Raw genomic sequence first — 17,454 nt, 5'->3', positions numbered from 1 at the left:
CCCATCACGATCCGCTTTTTGGGCGAGGTCCGGTTCAGGCGGTACCAGTATTGCAGGCCCGGCTGCCGAATTTCCATGCTCACTGGAAAGGAGCCCCTCTCCCACGGTCTTCCCGCCCAGCCCTGCGTCGGGGCCGTGTGTTGGCGGGAACGGGACAAGTATGCGGGCGGTTTCTGGGGGCGGGGACAAGATTTTCCGCGCCGGGAAGTTGCTTGCAGGGGCGGTGACTTAGCCGCCTTCTGGACGGGCGTGGTGTTGGGGGCTTTGGTCGCCCCCACCCCTCCCCCTCAAGGGGGAGGGGTGTCTCCACTCGTGGGCGCTCATCGTGCCAGGCCCGGCACTCTCGCCCTGGGAAGGCGGCAGCTTTTTGCGGGCGAGCTCCTGTGACGGATCAGGGCAGGCGGGCGAGGCGTTCGAGCAGCAGCTTGTAGAAGCCCGCCGCATCGCCATGGCGCAGATAATTGACGTTCCGGTCGCGGCCGGTGACATGCCAGTAGTCGGCCACGGTCATGCCGGCGGTCAATGCGCTCGCCAGCTCGATTTCGACATTGCAATGGCGGCCCGAGAACAGCTCGGGGCGGAGCAGCCAGGCGATGACGGTGGGGTCATGCAGCGGGGCACCCGCCCAGCCATATTTGGCCAGGTCGAAGGTTTCCGAAAAGGTCAGCATGGCATGGGCCGCCTGGCCAGTGTTGTTGCCCAGCGCCAGCAGCGCGGCCAGCCGCTCGGGCGTGGACTGCATCTGGTGGGTGACGTCGAGCGGCAGCATGGTGATGGGGGCACCGCAGCGCATGACGATGTCGGCGGCCTCGGGATCGACATAGATATTGAATTCGGCGGCCGGGGTGATGTTGCCAACCTCAAAATAGGCGCCACCCATCATGACAATTTCAGCGATGCGGGGGGCGATGGCGGGCTGCTTGATCAGCGCCATGGCGATATTGGTCAAAGGGCCCAGGGTGCACAGGGTGATGGTGCCGGAGTCGGCTGCCATCAGGGTGTCGATTATATAGTCGACCCCGTGCTGCGCCTGCAGCTGAACACCGGGGGCGGGGAGGTCAGGGCCGTCCAGCCCGGTTTCGCCATGCACGTGTTCGGCCGTGACCAGGGGGTGGCGAATGGGCCGCGCGCAACCGGCATAGACGGGGACTTCGGGGCGGCCGGCCAGTTCGATGATCTTGCGGGCGTTGGTGGCGTTGTGATGCAGGCCCACATTGCCCGCCACGGCGACGATCGCCAGCACATCAAGCTCTTCGGGTGAGGCCAGAGCCAACAGAATGGCGATGGCGTCGTCCTGACCGGGGTCAGTGTCGATGATGATCTTGCGGCGCATGGAGGAACCTTGGGCGAGAAACGAATCCGCGCGCACATTAGCGGCGGAAGTCGAGGTGGTCGACTGGGTGCGGCGCGGGCGCTGAACGGAGAGCTCGCTGCGCGAGGCCATCCCGCGAGGCATGGCGCTTGACGTACCGCCACCGGAGAGAAAAACTTGCTGCCTGAATCAAGGTGGAGAGTACGGTGGCAGGCGAGATGGCGGGACATGCGGCTGAGGCTGCCGGGCACGGCATCGACCTGGTGCCGATCGTGGTGCTGCTCGGCGCGGCAGTCCTGGCGGTGCCGCTGTTCAAGCGTCTCAGCCTGGGTTCGGTACTCGGCTATCTGGCAGCGGGCCTGTTGCTGGGGCCATCGGGCATCGCCTTGATCAGCGACCCGCAATCGATCCTCACCACGGCCGAACTGGGCGTGGTGATGTTTCTCTTCATCATCGGACTGGAGATGGAGCCGGCCAAGCTCTGGGCGCTGCGCAGGCAGATATTCGGCTTGGGCGTGCTGCAGGTGGGCTGCTGCGGCGTGCTGCTGACCGGGGTCGGCGTGCTGCTCGGTTTTGAACCGATCGTCGCCTTCATCTTCGGCATGGGGTTCGTCATGACGTCCACCGCCATCGTCATGCAAATCCTGGGCGAACGGGGGGAGCTTTCCACGCCACATGGGCAGCGCATAGTTTCCATCCTGCTGCTGGAGGACCTGGCCATCGTTCCCCTCCTGGCCCTGGTGGCGATCCTGGCGCCGGCTTCGGGCAGCGACGACATCGACCTGATTACCCGGGTGATCAGCATTGCCACGCCGATCGGGGCCGTGGTGCTGATGATCTTTCTTGGCCAGAGGATCATGAACCCGTTCTTTGGATTGCTGGCCGCCAGCAAGCTGCGTGAGGTGATGACGGCGGGGGCGCTGCTGGTGGTGCTGGGGGCGGCGTTGCTGTTTGAGGCCAGCGGGTTGTCCATGGCGATGGGCGCCTTCCTGGCCGGCGTCTTGCTCTCCACCTCCACCTTCCGGCGGCAGATCGAGGCCGATGTCGAGCCGTTTCGCGGCATATTGCTGGGCCTGTTCTTCCTGGCGGTCGGGATGACGCTGGACGTGGGGACTGTCGGCCAAAACTGGCAGATCATCGGGCTCAGCGTCGGGGTCTACATGGTGGTCAAGGGCGTGGCGATCTATGGTATTGCGCGGCTGCTGCGATCGAGCCATGGCGAGGCAATGGAGCGGGCGGTGCTGATGGGGCAGGGCGGCGAATTCGCCTTCGTGCTGTACACGACCGCAGCGGCTGCCGGCATTATCGATGGCCCCACCAATGCGATCTTTACCGCAACGGTGATCGTATCGATGGTGCTGACGCCATTCCTGATCATCGGCCTGCGCTTCGTCACGACGCAGACAAATGAGCCGTCAATGGACGGCGTCGAGCAGGCCAATGGACTGTCGGGCCGCATCCTGATCATCGGTTTCGGCCGGTTCGGGCAGATCGCCAGCCAGCCGCTCCTGGCCATGCGCCATTCGGTGTCGATCATCGACAACGACACGGACATGATACGGGCCGCCGCACAGATCGGCTTCAAGGTCTATTATGGCGATGGAACGCGGCTCGATATCCTGCGGGCTGCCGGCGCCGGTACCGCCGACCTCATCCTGGTCTGCACGGACCAGCGAAACCAGACCACGCACATCGCCGAACTGTTGCGGGACGAGTTTCCCCTGGTGCGGGTGATGGCCCGGTCATTCGATCGGGCCCATGCCATCGAACTGGTGCGGGCGGGCGTGGAATTCCAGATACGCGAGGTATTCGAATCGGCGCTGTTGTTTGGCGGCAAAGCAATCAGCTTGCTGGGGGCCAGCGAGGAGGACACCGCCGAAGTGCTGGAGGGCGTGCGCGGGCGGGACGGGCAGCGTTTCGATCGGCAACTGGCAGGAGAGGACTGGCGGAACCTCAGCCAGCTGCTGATCAGCAATGCGCAGGACCAGGCGCGCGAGAGCGGCGTCAGTGTGGAGAAGGAGGCGGCGGAGAGTGCCGCCGAGCAAAGCACCCATCCCACATCACATGGATAGAGGTTTGTCGCTTAGGGCTTTCGTGTGCTCAAATTAAGTGCCAGACTAAAGTCTATCGAGGGGAATACATCGTCATGAAATCTGGATTGCGACATGCCGCAAAAGCCGATCGCCTACGACGTCCCCACGCCAGAATTGCGTGCCGCAACCGCTGAATCCATCCAGGCAGAAATCCTTGCCAGGCTGATCTATTCCATCGGCAAAGACCCGATAGTCGCCCGGCCCCACGACTGGCTGGCCGCGACCATCATGACGGTGCGCGACCATGTGATGGATCGCTGGATGGAGTCCTCACGCGAGACGTGGCGGACGTCGCACAAGCGCGTCTACTATCTCAGCCTGGAGTTCCTGATCGGCCGACTGATGCGCGACGCGATGAGCAATGTCGGGCTGATGGAGCCGGTGCGCGAGGCGCTGAAAAACCTCAATGTCGATCTGGGGGACCTGATCAATCTGGAGCCCGATGCCGCCTTGGGCAATGGTGGTCTGGGGCGACTGGCCGCCTGTTTCCTGGAATCGATGTCGACGCTGAAGATTCCGGCCTATGGCTATGGCATTCGCTATGTGCACGGCCTGTTCCGCCAGGAAATGAGCGAAGGCTGGCAGGTCGAACTGCCCGAAGAATGGCTGGCGCACGGCAATCCCTGGGAATTCGAACGGCGTGAAAGCGCCTATGAAGTCGGGTTTGGCGGCCATGTTGAATCGGTCACCGATCCCGATGGGGAAGTGCGCCAGGAATGGCGCCCCAATGATCACCTGATGGCGGTGGCATTCGATACCCCGATTGTCGGCTGGCGGGGCGCGCGGGTGAACACGTTGCGGCTGTGGAGCGCGCAGCCGATCGACCCGATCCTGCTCGACAAGTTCAATGCCGGCGACCATATCGGCGCGCTGGAAGAAAGTGCCAAGGCCGAAGCCATCACCCGGGTATTGTATCCGGCAGATTCGACTGCAGCGGGACAGGAATTGCGGCTGCGGCAGGAGTTCTTCTTCTCGTCAGCCTCGCTGCAGGACATTGTGCGGCGGCATTTGCAGCAATATGGCGATCTCGGTTCGCTGGCTGACAAGGTTGCCGTGCAGCTCAACGATACCCATCCGGCCATTTCGATTGCCGAGCTGATGCGCATTCTTGTCGATGAGAACGGGCTGAAATGGGACGAGGCGTGGAAGCTGACCAAGGGGACCTTCGGCTATACCAACCACACCCTGCTGCCAGAGGCGCTGGAGAGCTGGCCGGTGTTCCTGCTGGAGCGGCTGCTGCCGCGCCATATGCAGATCGTTTATCAGATCAATGCCGATGTGCTGGCCGATGCGCGCGACCGCGCCAATTTTTCCGATGCACAGATCGCCAATGTCTCGCTGATCGATGAGGCCGGTGGGCGGCGCGTGCGGATGGGGCAGCTGGCCTTTGTCGGTTCGCACTCGATCAACGGCGTTTCGGCGCTGCATACCCAGCTGATGAAGCAGACCGTGTTCTCGGACCTGCACAAGCTCTATCCGGACCGCATCAACAACAAGACCAATGGCATTACGCCCCGTCGCTGGCTGATGCAGTGCAATCCGGGCCTGACGCAACTGATCGCCGACACGATCGGCCCGGCGTTTCTGGACGATATCGACCGGCTCAAGGATCTGGACGGCTTTGCCGAGGATGCCGGCTTTCAGGCACGCTTCGCCCAGGTCAAGCTGGAGAACAAGCGCAAGCTGGCCCAGCTGATCCAAGATCGACTGGGGATCAAGGTGTCGCCAGACGCCATGTTCGACGTGCAGATCAAGCGCATCCACGAATACAAGCGCCAACTGCTCAACATCATCCATGCCGTGGCCATGTATGACGAGATCCGCGCCCATCCGGAACGCGACTGGGTGCCGCGCGTTAAGATCTTCGCAGGCAAGGCGGCGCCGGGCTACTGGAACGCCAAACTGATCATCAAGCTGATCAATGACGTGGCCAAGGTGATCAATAATGATCCTGCGGTGCGCGGTTTGCTCAAGGTGGTGTTCCTGCCCAACTACAATGTGAGCCTTGCGGAGGTTATCGTGCCGGCAGCTGATCTGAGCGAACAGATTTCAACGGCCGGCATGGAAGCCTCGGGCACGGGCAATATGAAGTTCATGGCCAATGGCGCCATCACCATCGGGACGATGGACGGGGCGAATGTGGAAATGCACGAGGAGGTCGGGGCCGACAATATCGTCATCTTCGGCATGACCGCCCAGGAAGTTGAAGACATGCGGGCCGAGCGGGCGACGCCCAAACAGATCATCGACGCGTCACCGCGGCTGCATGAAGTGCTCGAGACCATTGCCACCGGGGTGTTCTCACCGGACGATCCGGACCGTTATCGTGACCTGATCGGCGGGCTTTACGAGCACGACTGGTTCATGGTGACGCGAGACTTCGACGCCTATGCCAAGGCGCAGAACGAAGTTGATGCCATCTGGCGGGACAAGGCGCAGTGGAACGCCATGGCGATCCGCAATACGGCCCGGGTCGGGTTCTTCTCGTCCGACCGCACAATCGGGCAATATGCCCAGGATATCTGGGGCGTGACGGTGCCGTCGAGATGACAGCTTGCAGTGTGCCCCGGCTGACGATCGCCATCGGGCCTGCTGAGTATTTTTGTTTGGGCGCAGCGGTCGATCGGTCGATGGCTGCTGCCGGGGGAGTGTGCGTGTGACCAAGGAAGACTGGCAAGCCGATTCAGCGGAGGTGGAGGCCATTGTCAGCGGCCGGCACCCCAACCCATTCGGATTTCTGGGCCTGCAGGAGGTGCACGGGCAGTGGGTGTTGCGGGCGTTCATTCCCCATGCCGAGGTGCTCAGTGCCTTCACCCTGGATGGCACCGCCCTGGGGCATCTGATCCCGCGCCATGCCGATGGCTTTTTTGAAGGCAAGGTCGCGATCGACAAGCGGCAACCCATTCGCTATCGCGCCAAGAATGCCGGGGGCGAATGGGACGTGCACGACCCCTACTCGTTTGGCCCGGTGCTCGGGCCGATGGACGATTACTACATGGGCGAAGGCAGTCATTTGCGGCTGTTCGACAAGCTTGGCGCCCATGAGATGGCGTTTGAGGGCATCCACGGTACCCATTTTGCGGTGTGGGCCCCCAATGCGCAGCGCGTCAGCGTGGTTGGCCCGTTCAATGACTGGGATGGCCGCCGCAATCCGATGCGGAACCGGTTCGAGAACGGCATCTGGGAAGTGTTCATCCCGGTGCTGGGAACCGGCACGCTCTACAAGTTCGAGATCGTCGGCCCCGATGGGGTGACGCTGCCGCTCAAGGCGGACCCGTTTGCGCGGCAGTCGGAAATGCGCCCCAAGACGGCTTCCGTCGTGCCCGACCCGACCCCGTTCACCTGGACCGACGAGAAATATCTGGCCGAGCGGGCGACGCGCGATTGGCGGCGCACGCCGATGTCTATCTATGAGGTGCATCTGGGGAGCTGGCGGCGACGCCCGGATGGCGGCTTTCTGAGCTATGACCAGCTGGCCGAGCAGCTGGTCCCCTATGTTGCCGATATGGGCTACACCCACATCGAATTGCTGCCGATCAGCGAGCATCCCTATGATCCAAGCTGGGGCTATCAGCCGACGGGGCTGTATGCGCCAACGGCGCGGTTTGGCGATCCGGCCGGATTTGCCCGGTTCGTCGACGCGGCCCATGAGGCCGGCCTTGGGGTCATTCTCGACTGGGTGCCGGCGCACTTTCCGACCGACGCGCATGGGCTGGCCAATTTTGACGGCACGGCGCTGTATGAGCATGCCGATCCGCGCCAAGGCTTCCACCCGGACTGGAACACGGCCATCTACAATTTTGGCCGCAAGGAAGTGGTCAGCTTCCTGGTCAACAATGCGCTGTACTGGCTGGAGAAATTCCACATCGACGGGCTGCGCGTCGATGCGGTGGCGTCGATGCTCTATCTCGACTATTCGCGCCAGCAGGGCGAATGGGTGCCCAACAAGTTTGGCGGCAATCAGAACCTGGAGGCGGTCGAGTTCCTGCGCCGGGTCAATACCGAAGCCTATCGGCTGCATCCCGGCACCTTCATGATCGCCGAGGAATCCACGTCCTGGCCCGGCGTCAGCAAGCCGGTCGATGCCGGGGGGCTGGGCTTCGGCTTCAAGTGGAATATGGGCTTCATGAACGACACGCTGCGGTTCATGAGCCGCGAGCCGGTGCATCGGAAATTCCACCACAATGACATGACCTTCGGCACGGTCTATGCGTTCTCGGAGAATTTCGTGCTGCCGCTGAGCCATGACGAGGTGGTGCATGGCAAGGGTTCGTTGCTGGAGAAGATGCCGGGTGACGACTGGCAGAAATTTGCCAATCTGCGCGCCTATTTCGGGTTCATGTGGGGTCAGCCGGGCAAGAAGCTGCTGTTCATGGGACAGGAGTTTGCCCAGCGCGAGGAGTGGGCCGACGCCAAATCGCTGGACTGGTATCTGCTCGATGCCAGCATGCATGAGGGCATGCGGCGGCTGATTGCCGACCTCAATCTGGCCTATCGTGAATTGCCCGCGCTGCACGAGCGCGACTGCGAGCCCGAGGGGTTTGAATGGGTGATCGGCAATGATCACGCCAATTCGGTTCTGGCCTGGCTGCGCAAGGCGCCGGGGGGCGATCCCATTCTGGTGGTCTCCAATTTCACGCCAATGCCACGGAGCGGGTACAAGATACCCATGCCGATGGCGGGCAAATGGGTTGAGCGGATCAACACTGACGCAGGCTGGTATGCCGGTTCCAATACGGGCAACCAGGGTGTGGTGGAGGCCTATGCGGTGGAGGGCCGGCACTGGCCGGCAGAGGCAGAAATCTACCTGCCGCCGCTCTCGACCCTGTTTTTGAAACTGGATCAGGCTTGAACCAGGCAAACGCATAAATCCCGGGAAACGGGCGCTAGTGGAGGGATTAGAAAATGGCAGACTACAGGGCACCATCGCCACTGGCCCGCGAGGCCATGGCCTATGTACTGGCCGGTGGGCGCGGCACGCGGTTGATGGAACTGACCGACCGGCGCGCCAAGCCGGCGGTGTATTTCGGCGGCAAGTCGCGGATCATCGATTTTGCGCTCAGCAATGCCATCAATTCGGGCATTCGCCGCATTTCGGTGGCGACCCAGTATCAGGCGCACAGCCTGATCCGCCACATGTCGCGCGGCTGGAACTTCCTGCGGCCCGAGCGCAATGAGAGCTTTGACGTGCTGCCGGCCAGCCAGCGGGTGCGCGAGGACATGTGGTATGCCGGGACCGCCGACGCCGTCTACCAGAACATGGACATCATCGAGGATTCGGGTGCGCGCTACATCGTCATCCTGGCGGGCGACCACATCTACAAGATGGACTACGAAATCATGCTGCGCCAGCATGTCGATACCGGTGCCGACGTCACTATCGGGTGCCTGGAAGTGCCGCGCATGGAGGCCGTCGGCTTTGGCGTGATGCATGTCGACGGGCGGGATCGGGTGGTCGATTTTGTCGAGAAGCCCAAGGACCCGCCCGGCATTCCGGACCGGCCAGACATGGCGCTGGCCTCGATGGGCATCTATGTGTTCGAAACCCGCTTCCTGATGGAACAGCTGCGGCGCGATGCCGCCACCGAAGGGTCCAACCGCGATTTCGGCAAGGACATCATCCCCTATATCGTCAAGAACGGCTCGGCCTGGGCTCACCGTTTCCCGCGCTCCTGCGTGCGTTCGAGCAATGAAGAGGTCAGCTATTGGCGCGATGTCGGCACGATTGATGCCTATTGGAAGGCTTCCATCGACCTCACCGACATCAAGCCGCAACTGGACCTGTATGACCGCGACTGGCCGATCTGGACCTATGCCGAGATCACGCCACCAGCCAAATTCGTGCATGATTTCGATGGCCGTCGTGGTTCGGCAGTGAACTCGCTGGTATCGGGGGACTGCATTATCTCGGGCGGACACCTGAACCGCACGCTGCTGTCAACGGGCTCGCGGGTGCATTCCTATTCGGTGCTCGAGGAGGCGGTGGTGTTGCCCCATGTCGATATCGGCCGCAATGTCCGGCTGAAGAAGGTGGTGGTCGATCGCGGCGTCAACATTCCCGAGGGTCTGGTGGTCGGCGAGGATGCCGAATTCGACGGCAAGTGGTTCCGCCGCAGTGACGAAGGGGTGACGCTGATCACCCAGGCAATGATCAATAAATATCTGGCGGGACGATGATTGAAGTTCTCTCGGTTGCATCCGAGGTCTATCCGCTGATCAAGACCGGCGGGCTCGCTGACGTGACCGGCGCGCTGCCAGGCGTCTTGCACGCTCACGGCGTGACCATGCGGACACTCGTGCCGGGATATCCCTCGGTGATGGAAAAGCTCAGTGGCGGCCGGGTGGTCAAGCAATTCGACGACCTGTTCGGGGTGCCCGCCAAGCTGATTGCGGCCCGCATTGCCGGGCTCGACGTGATCGTGATCGACGCTCCGGCGCTGTATGACCGCCCGGGCAATCCCTATGTGAGCCCGGATGGCTGGGACTGGCCGGACAATTGGAAGCGCTTCGCGGCGCTGGGCTGGGTCGCAGCGGAACTGGGCATGGGCATGGTGGAAGGCTATCGCCCGCAGGTCCTTCACTGCCATGACTGGCAGGCGGGCCTGGCGCCGGCCTATATCAAGTTTGGACCCGCATCGACCGTCAAGACGGTGATGACGATCCACAATATCGCCTTCAAGGGTTTTTTCAGCGCCGATGTGTTCGGCCAGTTGCGCCTGCCGCCGGAAGCCTTCCAGGTGGGCGGGATCGAGTATTATGGCGGCGTGTCGTTCCTCAAGGCGGGGATGGAGTGCGCGGACTTTGTGACCACGGTCAGCCCCAATTATGCGGATGAAATCCGCACGCCCGAATTCGGCATGGGGCTTGAAGGACTACTCAACGGGCGGGCCGAAACGGTCAGCGGCATCCTCAATGGCATCGACGTGGCGGCCTGGGACCCGGCAACGGACAAGGCACTGGTGCAGAACTTTTCTGCCAATACGACCAATCTGCGTCGTGCCAACAAACAGGCGCTGGTGGAGCAGTTCGGGCTTGATGGCGAGGATGGCCCGCTGTTTTGCGTGGTGAGCCGGTTGACCGACCAGAAGGGCATGGACCTGCTGCTGCAGGTGGTGGACGGCCTGGTTGATCTGGGCGGCCGCCTGATCGTGCTGGGTTCGGGCGAGGGCTATCTGGAGGACGGCTTCCGGCACCAGAGCTCGATCCATCCCGGCAAGGTCAGCATCGTCAATGGCTACAATGAGACGCTCAGCCATTTGATGCAGGGCGGGGCCGACGCCATCGTGATCCCGTCGCGGTTCGAGCCGTGCGGGCTGACCCAATTGTATGGCCTGCGCTATGGCTGCGTGCCGGTGGTGAGCCGCATTGGCGGGCTGGCCGACACGGTGATCGATGCCAATCCGGCAGCCCTGGCGGCCGAAGTGGCGACCGGGGTGGTCTTTGAACCCAATAGCAGCCAGGCGCTCTACGATGCGCTGCGCAAGGCAACAGCGCTCTACAATGACAGCAGGATCTGGAAGAAGATGCAGCGGCGGGGCATGAAGTCCGACGTGTCCTGGGACACCAGCGCCGCGCGCTATGCCGACCTTTACGCCAGCATTACCGGGCTCAAGAGCAATGATGATCCAGACAATTAAGACGACACCCTATAGCGACCAGAAGCCGGGTACCTCGGGCCTGCGCAAGCGGGTGACCGTCTTCAAGCAGCCGCACTATATCGAGAATTTCCTGCAGGCGATCTTTGACAGCCTGGACGGCATTGCCGGGCAAACGCTGGTGATCGGCGGCGACGGCCGGTATTACAATGACGTGGTCATCCAGACCGCGATCCGCATGGCGGCGGCGAATGGCTTCGGCAAGGTCATGGTGGGCCAGAATGGCCTGCTATCCACCCCGGCGGCGAGCCATGTGATCCGCCACTACAAGGCGTTTGGCGGCCTGGTGCTGTCAGCCAGCCATAATCCGGGCGGCCCGGACGGCGATTTCGGCATCAAGTACAATATCGGCAAGGGCGGACCCGCGCCCGAGGCGATTACCGAGGCCGTGTATGAGCGGTCCAAGGTGATCGAGCGCTACAAGACCATCGATGCACCCGATGTGGCGCTGCAGCAGATTGGCACGCAGATGTCGGGCGACATGGTGGTCGAGGTGATCGATCCGGTGACCGACTATGCGGCGTTGATGGAAACGCTGTTCGATTTCGAGGCAATCGCCAAGCTGTTCGCATCCGGCTTCACCATGACCTTCGACGCCATGAACGCCATTACCGGCCCCTATGCGCACGCCATTCTGGAAGACCGGCTTGGGGCACCCAAGGGAACGGTGAAGAATGGCACGCCCCTGCCGGACTTTGGCAAGGGCCATCCCGACCCCAATCTGGTGTACTGCAAGGACATGTTCGACCTGCTGATGACGCCCGAGGGCCCCGATTTCGGCGCGGCCTCGGACGGCGACGGCGACCGCAACCTGATCATCGGCAAGAATCGCTTCGTGACGCCCTCGGACTCGCTGGCGCTGCTGGCTGCCAATGCGCATCTGGCGCCCGGCTACCGCGATGGCATTGTCGGCATCGCCCGCTCGATGCCGACCAGCGCGGCTGCCGACCGCGTGGCCGAAAAGCTCGGCATTGAAATGCACGAGACCCCGACGGGATGGAAGTTCTTCGGCAATCTGCTGGATGCAGGCCGGGTGACCATTTGCGGCGAGGAGAGTGCGGGCACCGGATCGGACCATGTGCGTGAAAAGGACGGGCTGTGGGCTGTGCTGCTCTGGCTCAACATCATCGCGGTGCGTCAGCAGAGCGTTGACCAGATCGTGCGCGAGCACTGGGCCAGCTATGGGCGCAATTACTACACAAGGCACGACTATGAGGAGGTTGATGCCGCTATTGCCGGCACGCTGGTCGATGACCTGCGCGCGCAACTGCCCGGCCTGGTGGGGCAGAATTTCGGCGAGGACCTGCAGGTCGCCTATGCCGACGACTTCAAGTATCACGACCCGGTGGACGGCTCGACCAGCGCCAAGCAGGGCATTCGCATCGGCTTTACCGACGGTTCGCGAATAGTGCTGAGACTATCGGGAACCGGCACAGTCGGCGCCACGTTGCGGCTCTACCTTGAACGATATGAGGCTGCCGATGGACGACACGATCTCGATACCCAAGTCGCCCTTGGACCGCTCATCGCGCTCTCTGAACGGCTCGCTGGAATCCAGCAGCGCACCGGGCGCGATGAACCCAGCGTCATTACCTGATATCGGAAATCCCATGAAACCCATGCTGGTCCCCAATGGGGGCAGTATTGCCCAACTCGGCGCGACAATCACCGCGCAGGGCGTCAACTTCGCCGTCTATTCGGAAACCGCCACCGCTATCTGGGTGTCGATCTTTGACGAACAGGACCAGGAAACGGACCGGTTCGAGCTGGACGTGCACCAGGATCACATCCGTGCCGGCCTGATTTCAGGGCTGGGTGCCGGCACCCGCTACGGGCTCCGGGCAGACGGGGAATACAATCCCGACCAGGGGCTGTTTTTTGACCCGATGAAGCTGCTGGTGGACCCCTATGCCAAGCGGCTGGACCGGACCTTCGTGCGCTCGCCACGCCTGCGGCTGGACCGCTCGGAAGCCGTCGACACCGCGCCCCTGATCCCCAAGGCGATCGTGGGGGAGATGGGAAACGAGAGCATCCTGCCGCGCAAAAAGGCGCCGGGCCTGTTCTACGAAATGAATGTGCGCGGCTACACCATGCGCCATCCCAGCGTGCAGGGGCCGCTGCGCGGGACTCTTGCCGGGTTGACGACGCAGCGCGTCATCGACCATCTGAAATATATCGGTGTCGATACGCTGCAATTGATGCCGACGGCGGCCTGGATCGATGAGGGACATCTGCCAGTGCTCGGCCTGACCAATGCCTGGGGCTATAATCCGGTGGCCTATTCAGCCATTGATCCCCGTCTGGCGCCGCGCGGGCCGCAAGAGCTGCGCAACATGACGGACCTCTATCGCAAGAACGGCATCTCGGTGATCCTGGACGTGGTGTATAACCACACCGGCGAAAGCGACGCCAACGGGCCGATGCTCAGCCTGATGGGGCTGGATGCCAAGACCTATTACCGGTTTGTCGAAGTGGACGGCAAACAGCATCTGGTGAACGATACCGGGACCGGCAATACGCTGCGCTGCGACCATCCGGCGACGCAGCGGCTGGTGATCGAAAGCCTGCGCTACTGGGTCGAGGAAATGGGGGTCTCCGGCTTCCGCTTCGATCTGGCCACCGTGCTGGCGCGCGACCCGGGGTTCAATCCCGAGGCGGAAATGCTGGAAAAGATCAAGTCCGACCCGGTGCTGAGCCAGTGTATTCTGGTTGCTGAACCCTGGGACCCAGGTCCGGGCGGCTATGCGCTGGGCCAGTTTGGCAAGGAGTTCAAGGAGCACAACGACACCTATCGCGACGAAGTGCGCGCGTTCTGGCGCGGCGAGGATGGCAAGATCGGCGCGCTGGCGGGCAAGGTGACCGGTTCGGCGGAGATCTTTGACTCGGCCGGCCGCAAGCCCAGTCACGGCGTCAACATGCTGGCGGTGCATGACGGGTTCACCCTGCGCGATCTGGTGAGCTACAGCGAGAAACACAACGAGGCCAATGGCGAGGAAAACCGCGACGGCCATAGTCACAACGCCTCGTGGAACTGTGGTGTTGAAGGCGAGACGGAAGACGAGGCGATCAATGCCGCCCGCAAACGCGATGTGCGCGCGCTGCTGGCGACGCTGTTCCTCTCGCGCGGGGTGCCGCTGCTGCAGCAGGGCGACGAGATGTATCGCACCCAGCTGGGCAACAATAATGCCTATGCGCAAGACAATGAGATCACCTGGCTGGACTGGGAAAATGGCGACGGGGAGCTGGTGGATTTCGTCGCCGCCATGACCCGGTTCCGCAAGGACCACCCGGCGTTGACGCATGACCATTTCCTGACCGGTCACGACAAGAACGGCGTGCGCGATGTGGTCTGGCTGCACCCCGATGGGCGCGAAATGGGTGATGAAGACTGGAGTGCGTCCGGCGCCTCTGTGCTGGGTATGCACTTGCGCCACAAGGACGACGACGTGCTTGTCTGGTTCAATCGACGTACAGAACCGGTGGTGGCCCGCCTGCCGGAGGGCGATTGGGCCATTGGTATTGAATCGGACAACACGGCCCAGGCGTCGCTTGCCGAGGGGACGGCGACGCTGACGCCGCGTTCGGTGCTGGCGCTGGTTCGCGCGGGCCAACAAGAATGATCATCGCCCAGTTCAGCGATATTCATGCCAATGGCTCGGACGCGGCGCTGGAGCGCTTTGATCGCGTGCTGGACTGGCTCAGGCCAATGGCGCCTGATGCGATCATCGTCAGCGGCGACCTGGCCGAACATGAACACGATGCCAGCTATCAGGCGATCCATGCCCGCCTTAGCGCGACGGGATCGCCGTTCTTCGTGGTGCCGGGCAATGTCGATGACCATCATGGGCTGTATCAGACATTTGGGAAACAAATGGGCTGGAGCGGGGCGCGGCCCTTCAACAGCGTCGGGCGCGTGGGGGATCAGCTACGGGTGATTGGGCTGGATGTGACGGTGGCCGGGGCGCATCATGGCGATGCCGCGCCGGTGCTGGACTGGCTGACGGCCGAGCTCAATTCGGACGGCCCACCGGCGCTGATTTTTCAGCATCAGCATCCCTTTCTGTGTGGCATCGATGGCAAGGACCGCAATATCTGTCGCAATGGGCACGCGCTCTCGCGGGTGATCGCCGCGGCACAGGACCCCGTTTTGGGGGTGACCTGCGGGCATGTGCATCGCGCGATGTCCACCCGCTTTGCCGGGCTGCCGGCGACGATGGCGCCGTCGGTGGCGCGGGCCAACCGGCTGGCGCTGGACGGCAGGGAGTCGGCAATAAGCGATCCGCCGGGATTGCTGCTGCACCATTTTCACGATGGGCGGCTGGTCAGTCACGTGGTGATGGTGGGCTAGCAGCGGCGCCCTGTGGCGTGTCGCACCGGCCCGGCACAGACGGCCAGGCTCACGCCGTCACAACAGCCGCATGATGACCAGCACGACATAGCCGGTGCCGAGCAGCAGGCAGAGCGGGGAATAGACCCGGCGGTCATTGAGCCGGAAATTGGGCTGCGGGGTCTTGTCGGCCCACCAGGCGGTGTAGCCGATGATGCCGCGGGCCAGGAAGATGGCGGCCAGCAATACGCCGACCAGGGTCAGCAGCGGGCCGCCGCTATCGTGATCGGCCAGCGACAGCGCCAGAACGCCGGCGGCAAGAGTTGCCAGGGCCACGGCGAAGGAAGTCAGCCTCGGTGGCATGCGCTCGATATCGCGGAAGCCGATCACCGTTTGCGCCAGCAGTTTCTCATCGCGGATCGGCCAGGTCTGGCCCATCGACCACAGCAGATGGGCGACCGAGACGGCGAGCAGCAGCACGAACATCAGGGAGGCCAGTGGAATGCTCATGGGCAGAAAATCCTGTTGTCGGTTGAGAGCGGCATAGATCAAAGCCGTGGCGCCGCTTTGACGCGCGACCCTATCTCAAGCGGTCATGTTACCGTGTTGAAAAGCCGGAATATCCACGACAGTTGATAGACAAGATGCGCGCAGACCAGAACCAGGTGCACCTTGCGGTTTGCCGTCCACATGGCCAGCAGGCATACGGCAATGCCAATGGGCGTCTGAAAATAATACTCGATGCCGTACCGGTCCCAATTGGCCTGGCCCTTGATCAGGGTGTCGATGAGATCCAGCACGAAACTGGCGGCAAACAGGCCGAAAAACCATTGCCGGCGCTGAAGGAAAAAGTCCTCATAACCGGCATATTCGGAGATGTTGTCGGGGAACAGCAGGGCCGCGAGCAGGAACAGCACGGTGGTGTAGGCAATAAGGAAGAAGAAGACGCCAAAGGTCCAGTCATTGAGATGGAACAGGGCGAATTGCCACCACCAGAAGTGGATCAATTCGAGCAGCATCGAGGTTACCCAGAGCAGATGGATACTCGACAGGCTGGCGCGCTTGGGGTGCTGCACCAGACCGGCCACGCCGGTCAGCAGGCGGGTTATGCCAAGACCGATCACCATGCCCATGACGATGCGGATATGGGGGAAGATTTCGGGCGCCAACTGGGTTTGCATGGGCTCAGGGGATGTTGTTGATTTCAGAGCAGGTGAGCACAGGTTCGGCATCCTCGCCGAGCGTGGCGTCATACAGGCTGGCGTCAGCCCCCTTGGTCCACCAGACCCATTTGCCGGCGGCATAGCGGACGCCGGAGCCGGACATGACCGCAGCCAGGATCAATGGCGCGGGCTCGTCAGCGATCGGCACGACAGCCAGGAAGTTGGGTGCGGCATTGATATAGGTCACCTGCACAGGCGCCTCGGTCGCGCAATCGTAGCGCATGACCCGCTGATCAAAGTCACCCGACTGGGTGGTGATGGTCAGTTGCAGGGCCGTTTCGGTGGCCAGGGCGGGCGCGGACAGCATCGTGGCCAGGATGAGGGGGACGGCAATCAGTCTGGTTGGCATGATGAGGGCTCCATTGTGACAGCAGGACGATGACAGCATCGGCAGCGTACGGCAACGTTGCTCAGTTTGGGACGGTCCCCTGGGCGGGTTTGGCCTTGGTGCGATAATTGTCCAGTGCAGCCTCGATCACGGTGTCGAGGAGCGCCGCCCCGGCCTTGGTGACGTCCTGCCGGGCGTTGATGGTGGCCAGCGACAGGGCCAGGGCCCGCAGCGCATAGGCCTGGCGGCCCTGCTCGGCCTGGACCGAAGCATTGCCCTCGGCGTCAATCTGCTGGAGCAGAGCGATGATGTCAGGCGCGCCCAGCGAGGCCTTGAAACCGGCCCAGTTCTGGCTCTTGCGCATGGTGCACAACCGATCAGCGCCGGCGCCCAGCATGAACATCGCCTCGCCATCCTCCATGCCGCTCGAATGCAGATCAGAGACAACGGCGGTGAGTTCGGCGAGCAGCGTGGTTTCGGCCTGGGTGGTCATGGTGGGCTCCATTGCGGGTGTGC

13 protein-coding genes are annotated in these 17,454 nt (G+C 62.6%); 8 read left to right on the top strand and 5 right to left on the bottom strand.

Translation table 11 applies throughout. The features are described 5' to 3' along the window. Positions 1 to 391: 391 nt before the first annotated feature. A complete protein-coding gene (locus Q8O80_RS18180; RefSeq protein WP_305581875.1) occupies positions 392 to 1,333 on the bottom strand; it encodes a nucleoside hydrolase in 942 nt (313 codons plus the stop codon). Positions 1,334 to 1,530: 197 nt separating this feature from the next. On the opposite strand from Q8O80_RS18180, the gene Q8O80_RS18175 reads away from it, so the two are divergent. The 8 genes from Q8O80_RS18175 (at position 1,531) to Q8O80_RS18140 (ending at position 15,408) form a co-directional block, all read left to right on the top strand. Beyond that, a complete protein-coding gene (locus Q8O80_RS18175) occupies positions 1,531 to 3,384 on the top strand; it encodes a monovalent cation:proton antiporter-2 (CPA2) family protein (protein ID WP_305581879.1) in 1,854 nt (617 codons plus the stop codon). Positions 3,385 to 3,477: 93 nt separating this feature from the next. Beyond that, on the top strand, positions 3,478 to 5,955 hold the full coding sequence (locus Q8O80_RS18170) for a glycogen/starch/alpha-glucan phosphorylase (RefSeq protein ID WP_305581873.1): 2,478 nt from the start codon (positions 3,478 to 3,480) through the stop codon (positions 5,953 to 5,955). 106 nt (positions 5,956 to 6,061) lie between these two features. Beyond that, positions 6,062 to 8,257 carry a 1,4-alpha-glucan branching protein GlgB gene (glgB, locus tag Q8O80_RS18165; RefSeq protein ID WP_305581871.1) on the top strand — a complete coding sequence of 732 codons (2,196 nt, stop codon included), beginning with the start codon at positions 6,062 to 6,064 and terminating at the stop codon, positions 8,255 to 8,257. Between the two features lie 53 nt (positions 8,258 to 8,310). Further along, the gene (gene glgC / locus Q8O80_RS18160; protein WP_305581869.1) at positions 8,311 to 9,582 is read left to right on the top strand and encodes a glucose-1-phosphate adenylyltransferase; all 1,272 of its coding nucleotides are present in this window, start codon (positions 8,311 to 8,313) and stop codon (positions 9,580 to 9,582) included. Then, entirely contained in the window at positions 9,582 to 11,042 is a 1,461-nt protein-coding gene (glgA, locus tag Q8O80_RS18155) for a glycogen synthase GlgA (RefSeq protein WP_305581877.1), read from the top strand. Before glgC ends, glgA begins: the two co-directional genes overlap by 1 nt. Next, positions 11,023 to 12,657 (top strand): alpha-D-glucose phosphate-specific phosphoglucomutase, encoded by a 1,635-nt coding sequence (locus Q8O80_RS18150; RefSeq protein WP_305581867.1) that lies wholly within the window; start codon positions 11,023 to 11,025, stop codon positions 12,655 to 12,657. Before glgA ends, Q8O80_RS18150 begins: the two co-directional genes overlap by 20 nt. Before the next feature lie 13 nt (positions 12,658 to 12,670). Beyond that, on the top strand, positions 12,671 to 14,680 hold the full coding sequence (gene glgX / locus Q8O80_RS18145) for a glycogen debranching protein GlgX (protein WP_305581865.1): 2,010 nt from the start codon (positions 12,671 to 12,673) through the stop codon (positions 14,678 to 14,680). Continuing rightward, complete coding sequence (locus Q8O80_RS18140) at positions 14,677 to 15,408, top strand: metallophosphoesterase (protein WP_305581863.1); 732 nt, start codon at positions 14,677 to 14,679, stop codon at positions 15,406 to 15,408. The genes glgX and Q8O80_RS18140 overlap by 4 nt, the downstream gene beginning before the upstream one ends. Positions 15,409 to 15,465: 57 nt before the next feature. Here the strand turns inward: Q8O80_RS18140 and Q8O80_RS18135 are convergent, their stop codons facing one another. From Q8O80_RS18135 to Q8O80_RS18120, 4 genes are all read right to left on the bottom strand, one after another. Further along, positions 15,466 to 15,897: a DUF3995 domain-containing protein gene (locus Q8O80_RS18135; protein WP_305581862.1), complete on the bottom strand. Its 432-nt coding sequence runs from the start codon at positions 15,895 to 15,897 to the stop codon at positions 15,466 to 15,468. A gap of 83 nt (positions 15,898 to 15,980) precedes the next feature. Continuing rightward, positions 15,981 to 16,568: a hypothetical protein gene (locus Q8O80_RS18130; RefSeq protein WP_305581860.1), complete on the bottom strand. Its 588-nt coding sequence runs from the start codon at positions 16,566 to 16,568 to the stop codon at positions 15,981 to 15,983. Between the two features lie 4 nt (positions 16,569 to 16,572). Further along, positions 16,573 to 16,959: an MliC family protein gene (locus tag Q8O80_RS18125; RefSeq protein WP_305581858.1), complete on the bottom strand. Its 387-nt coding sequence runs from the start codon at positions 16,957 to 16,959 to the stop codon at positions 16,573 to 16,575. A 61-nt stretch (positions 16,960 to 17,020) separates the two neighbouring features. After that, positions 17,021 to 17,454 (bottom strand): hypothetical protein (locus Q8O80_RS18120; protein WP_305581856.1); only part of this gene is annotated, 434 nt, incomplete at its 5' end.

The organism is Devosia sp. (assembly GCF_030689745.1).
Lineage (GTDB): Bacteria > Pseudomonadota > Alphaproteobacteria > Rhizobiales > Devosiaceae > Devosia > Devosia alba.
This window is presented reverse-complemented; position numbering and strand designations above follow the sequence as displayed.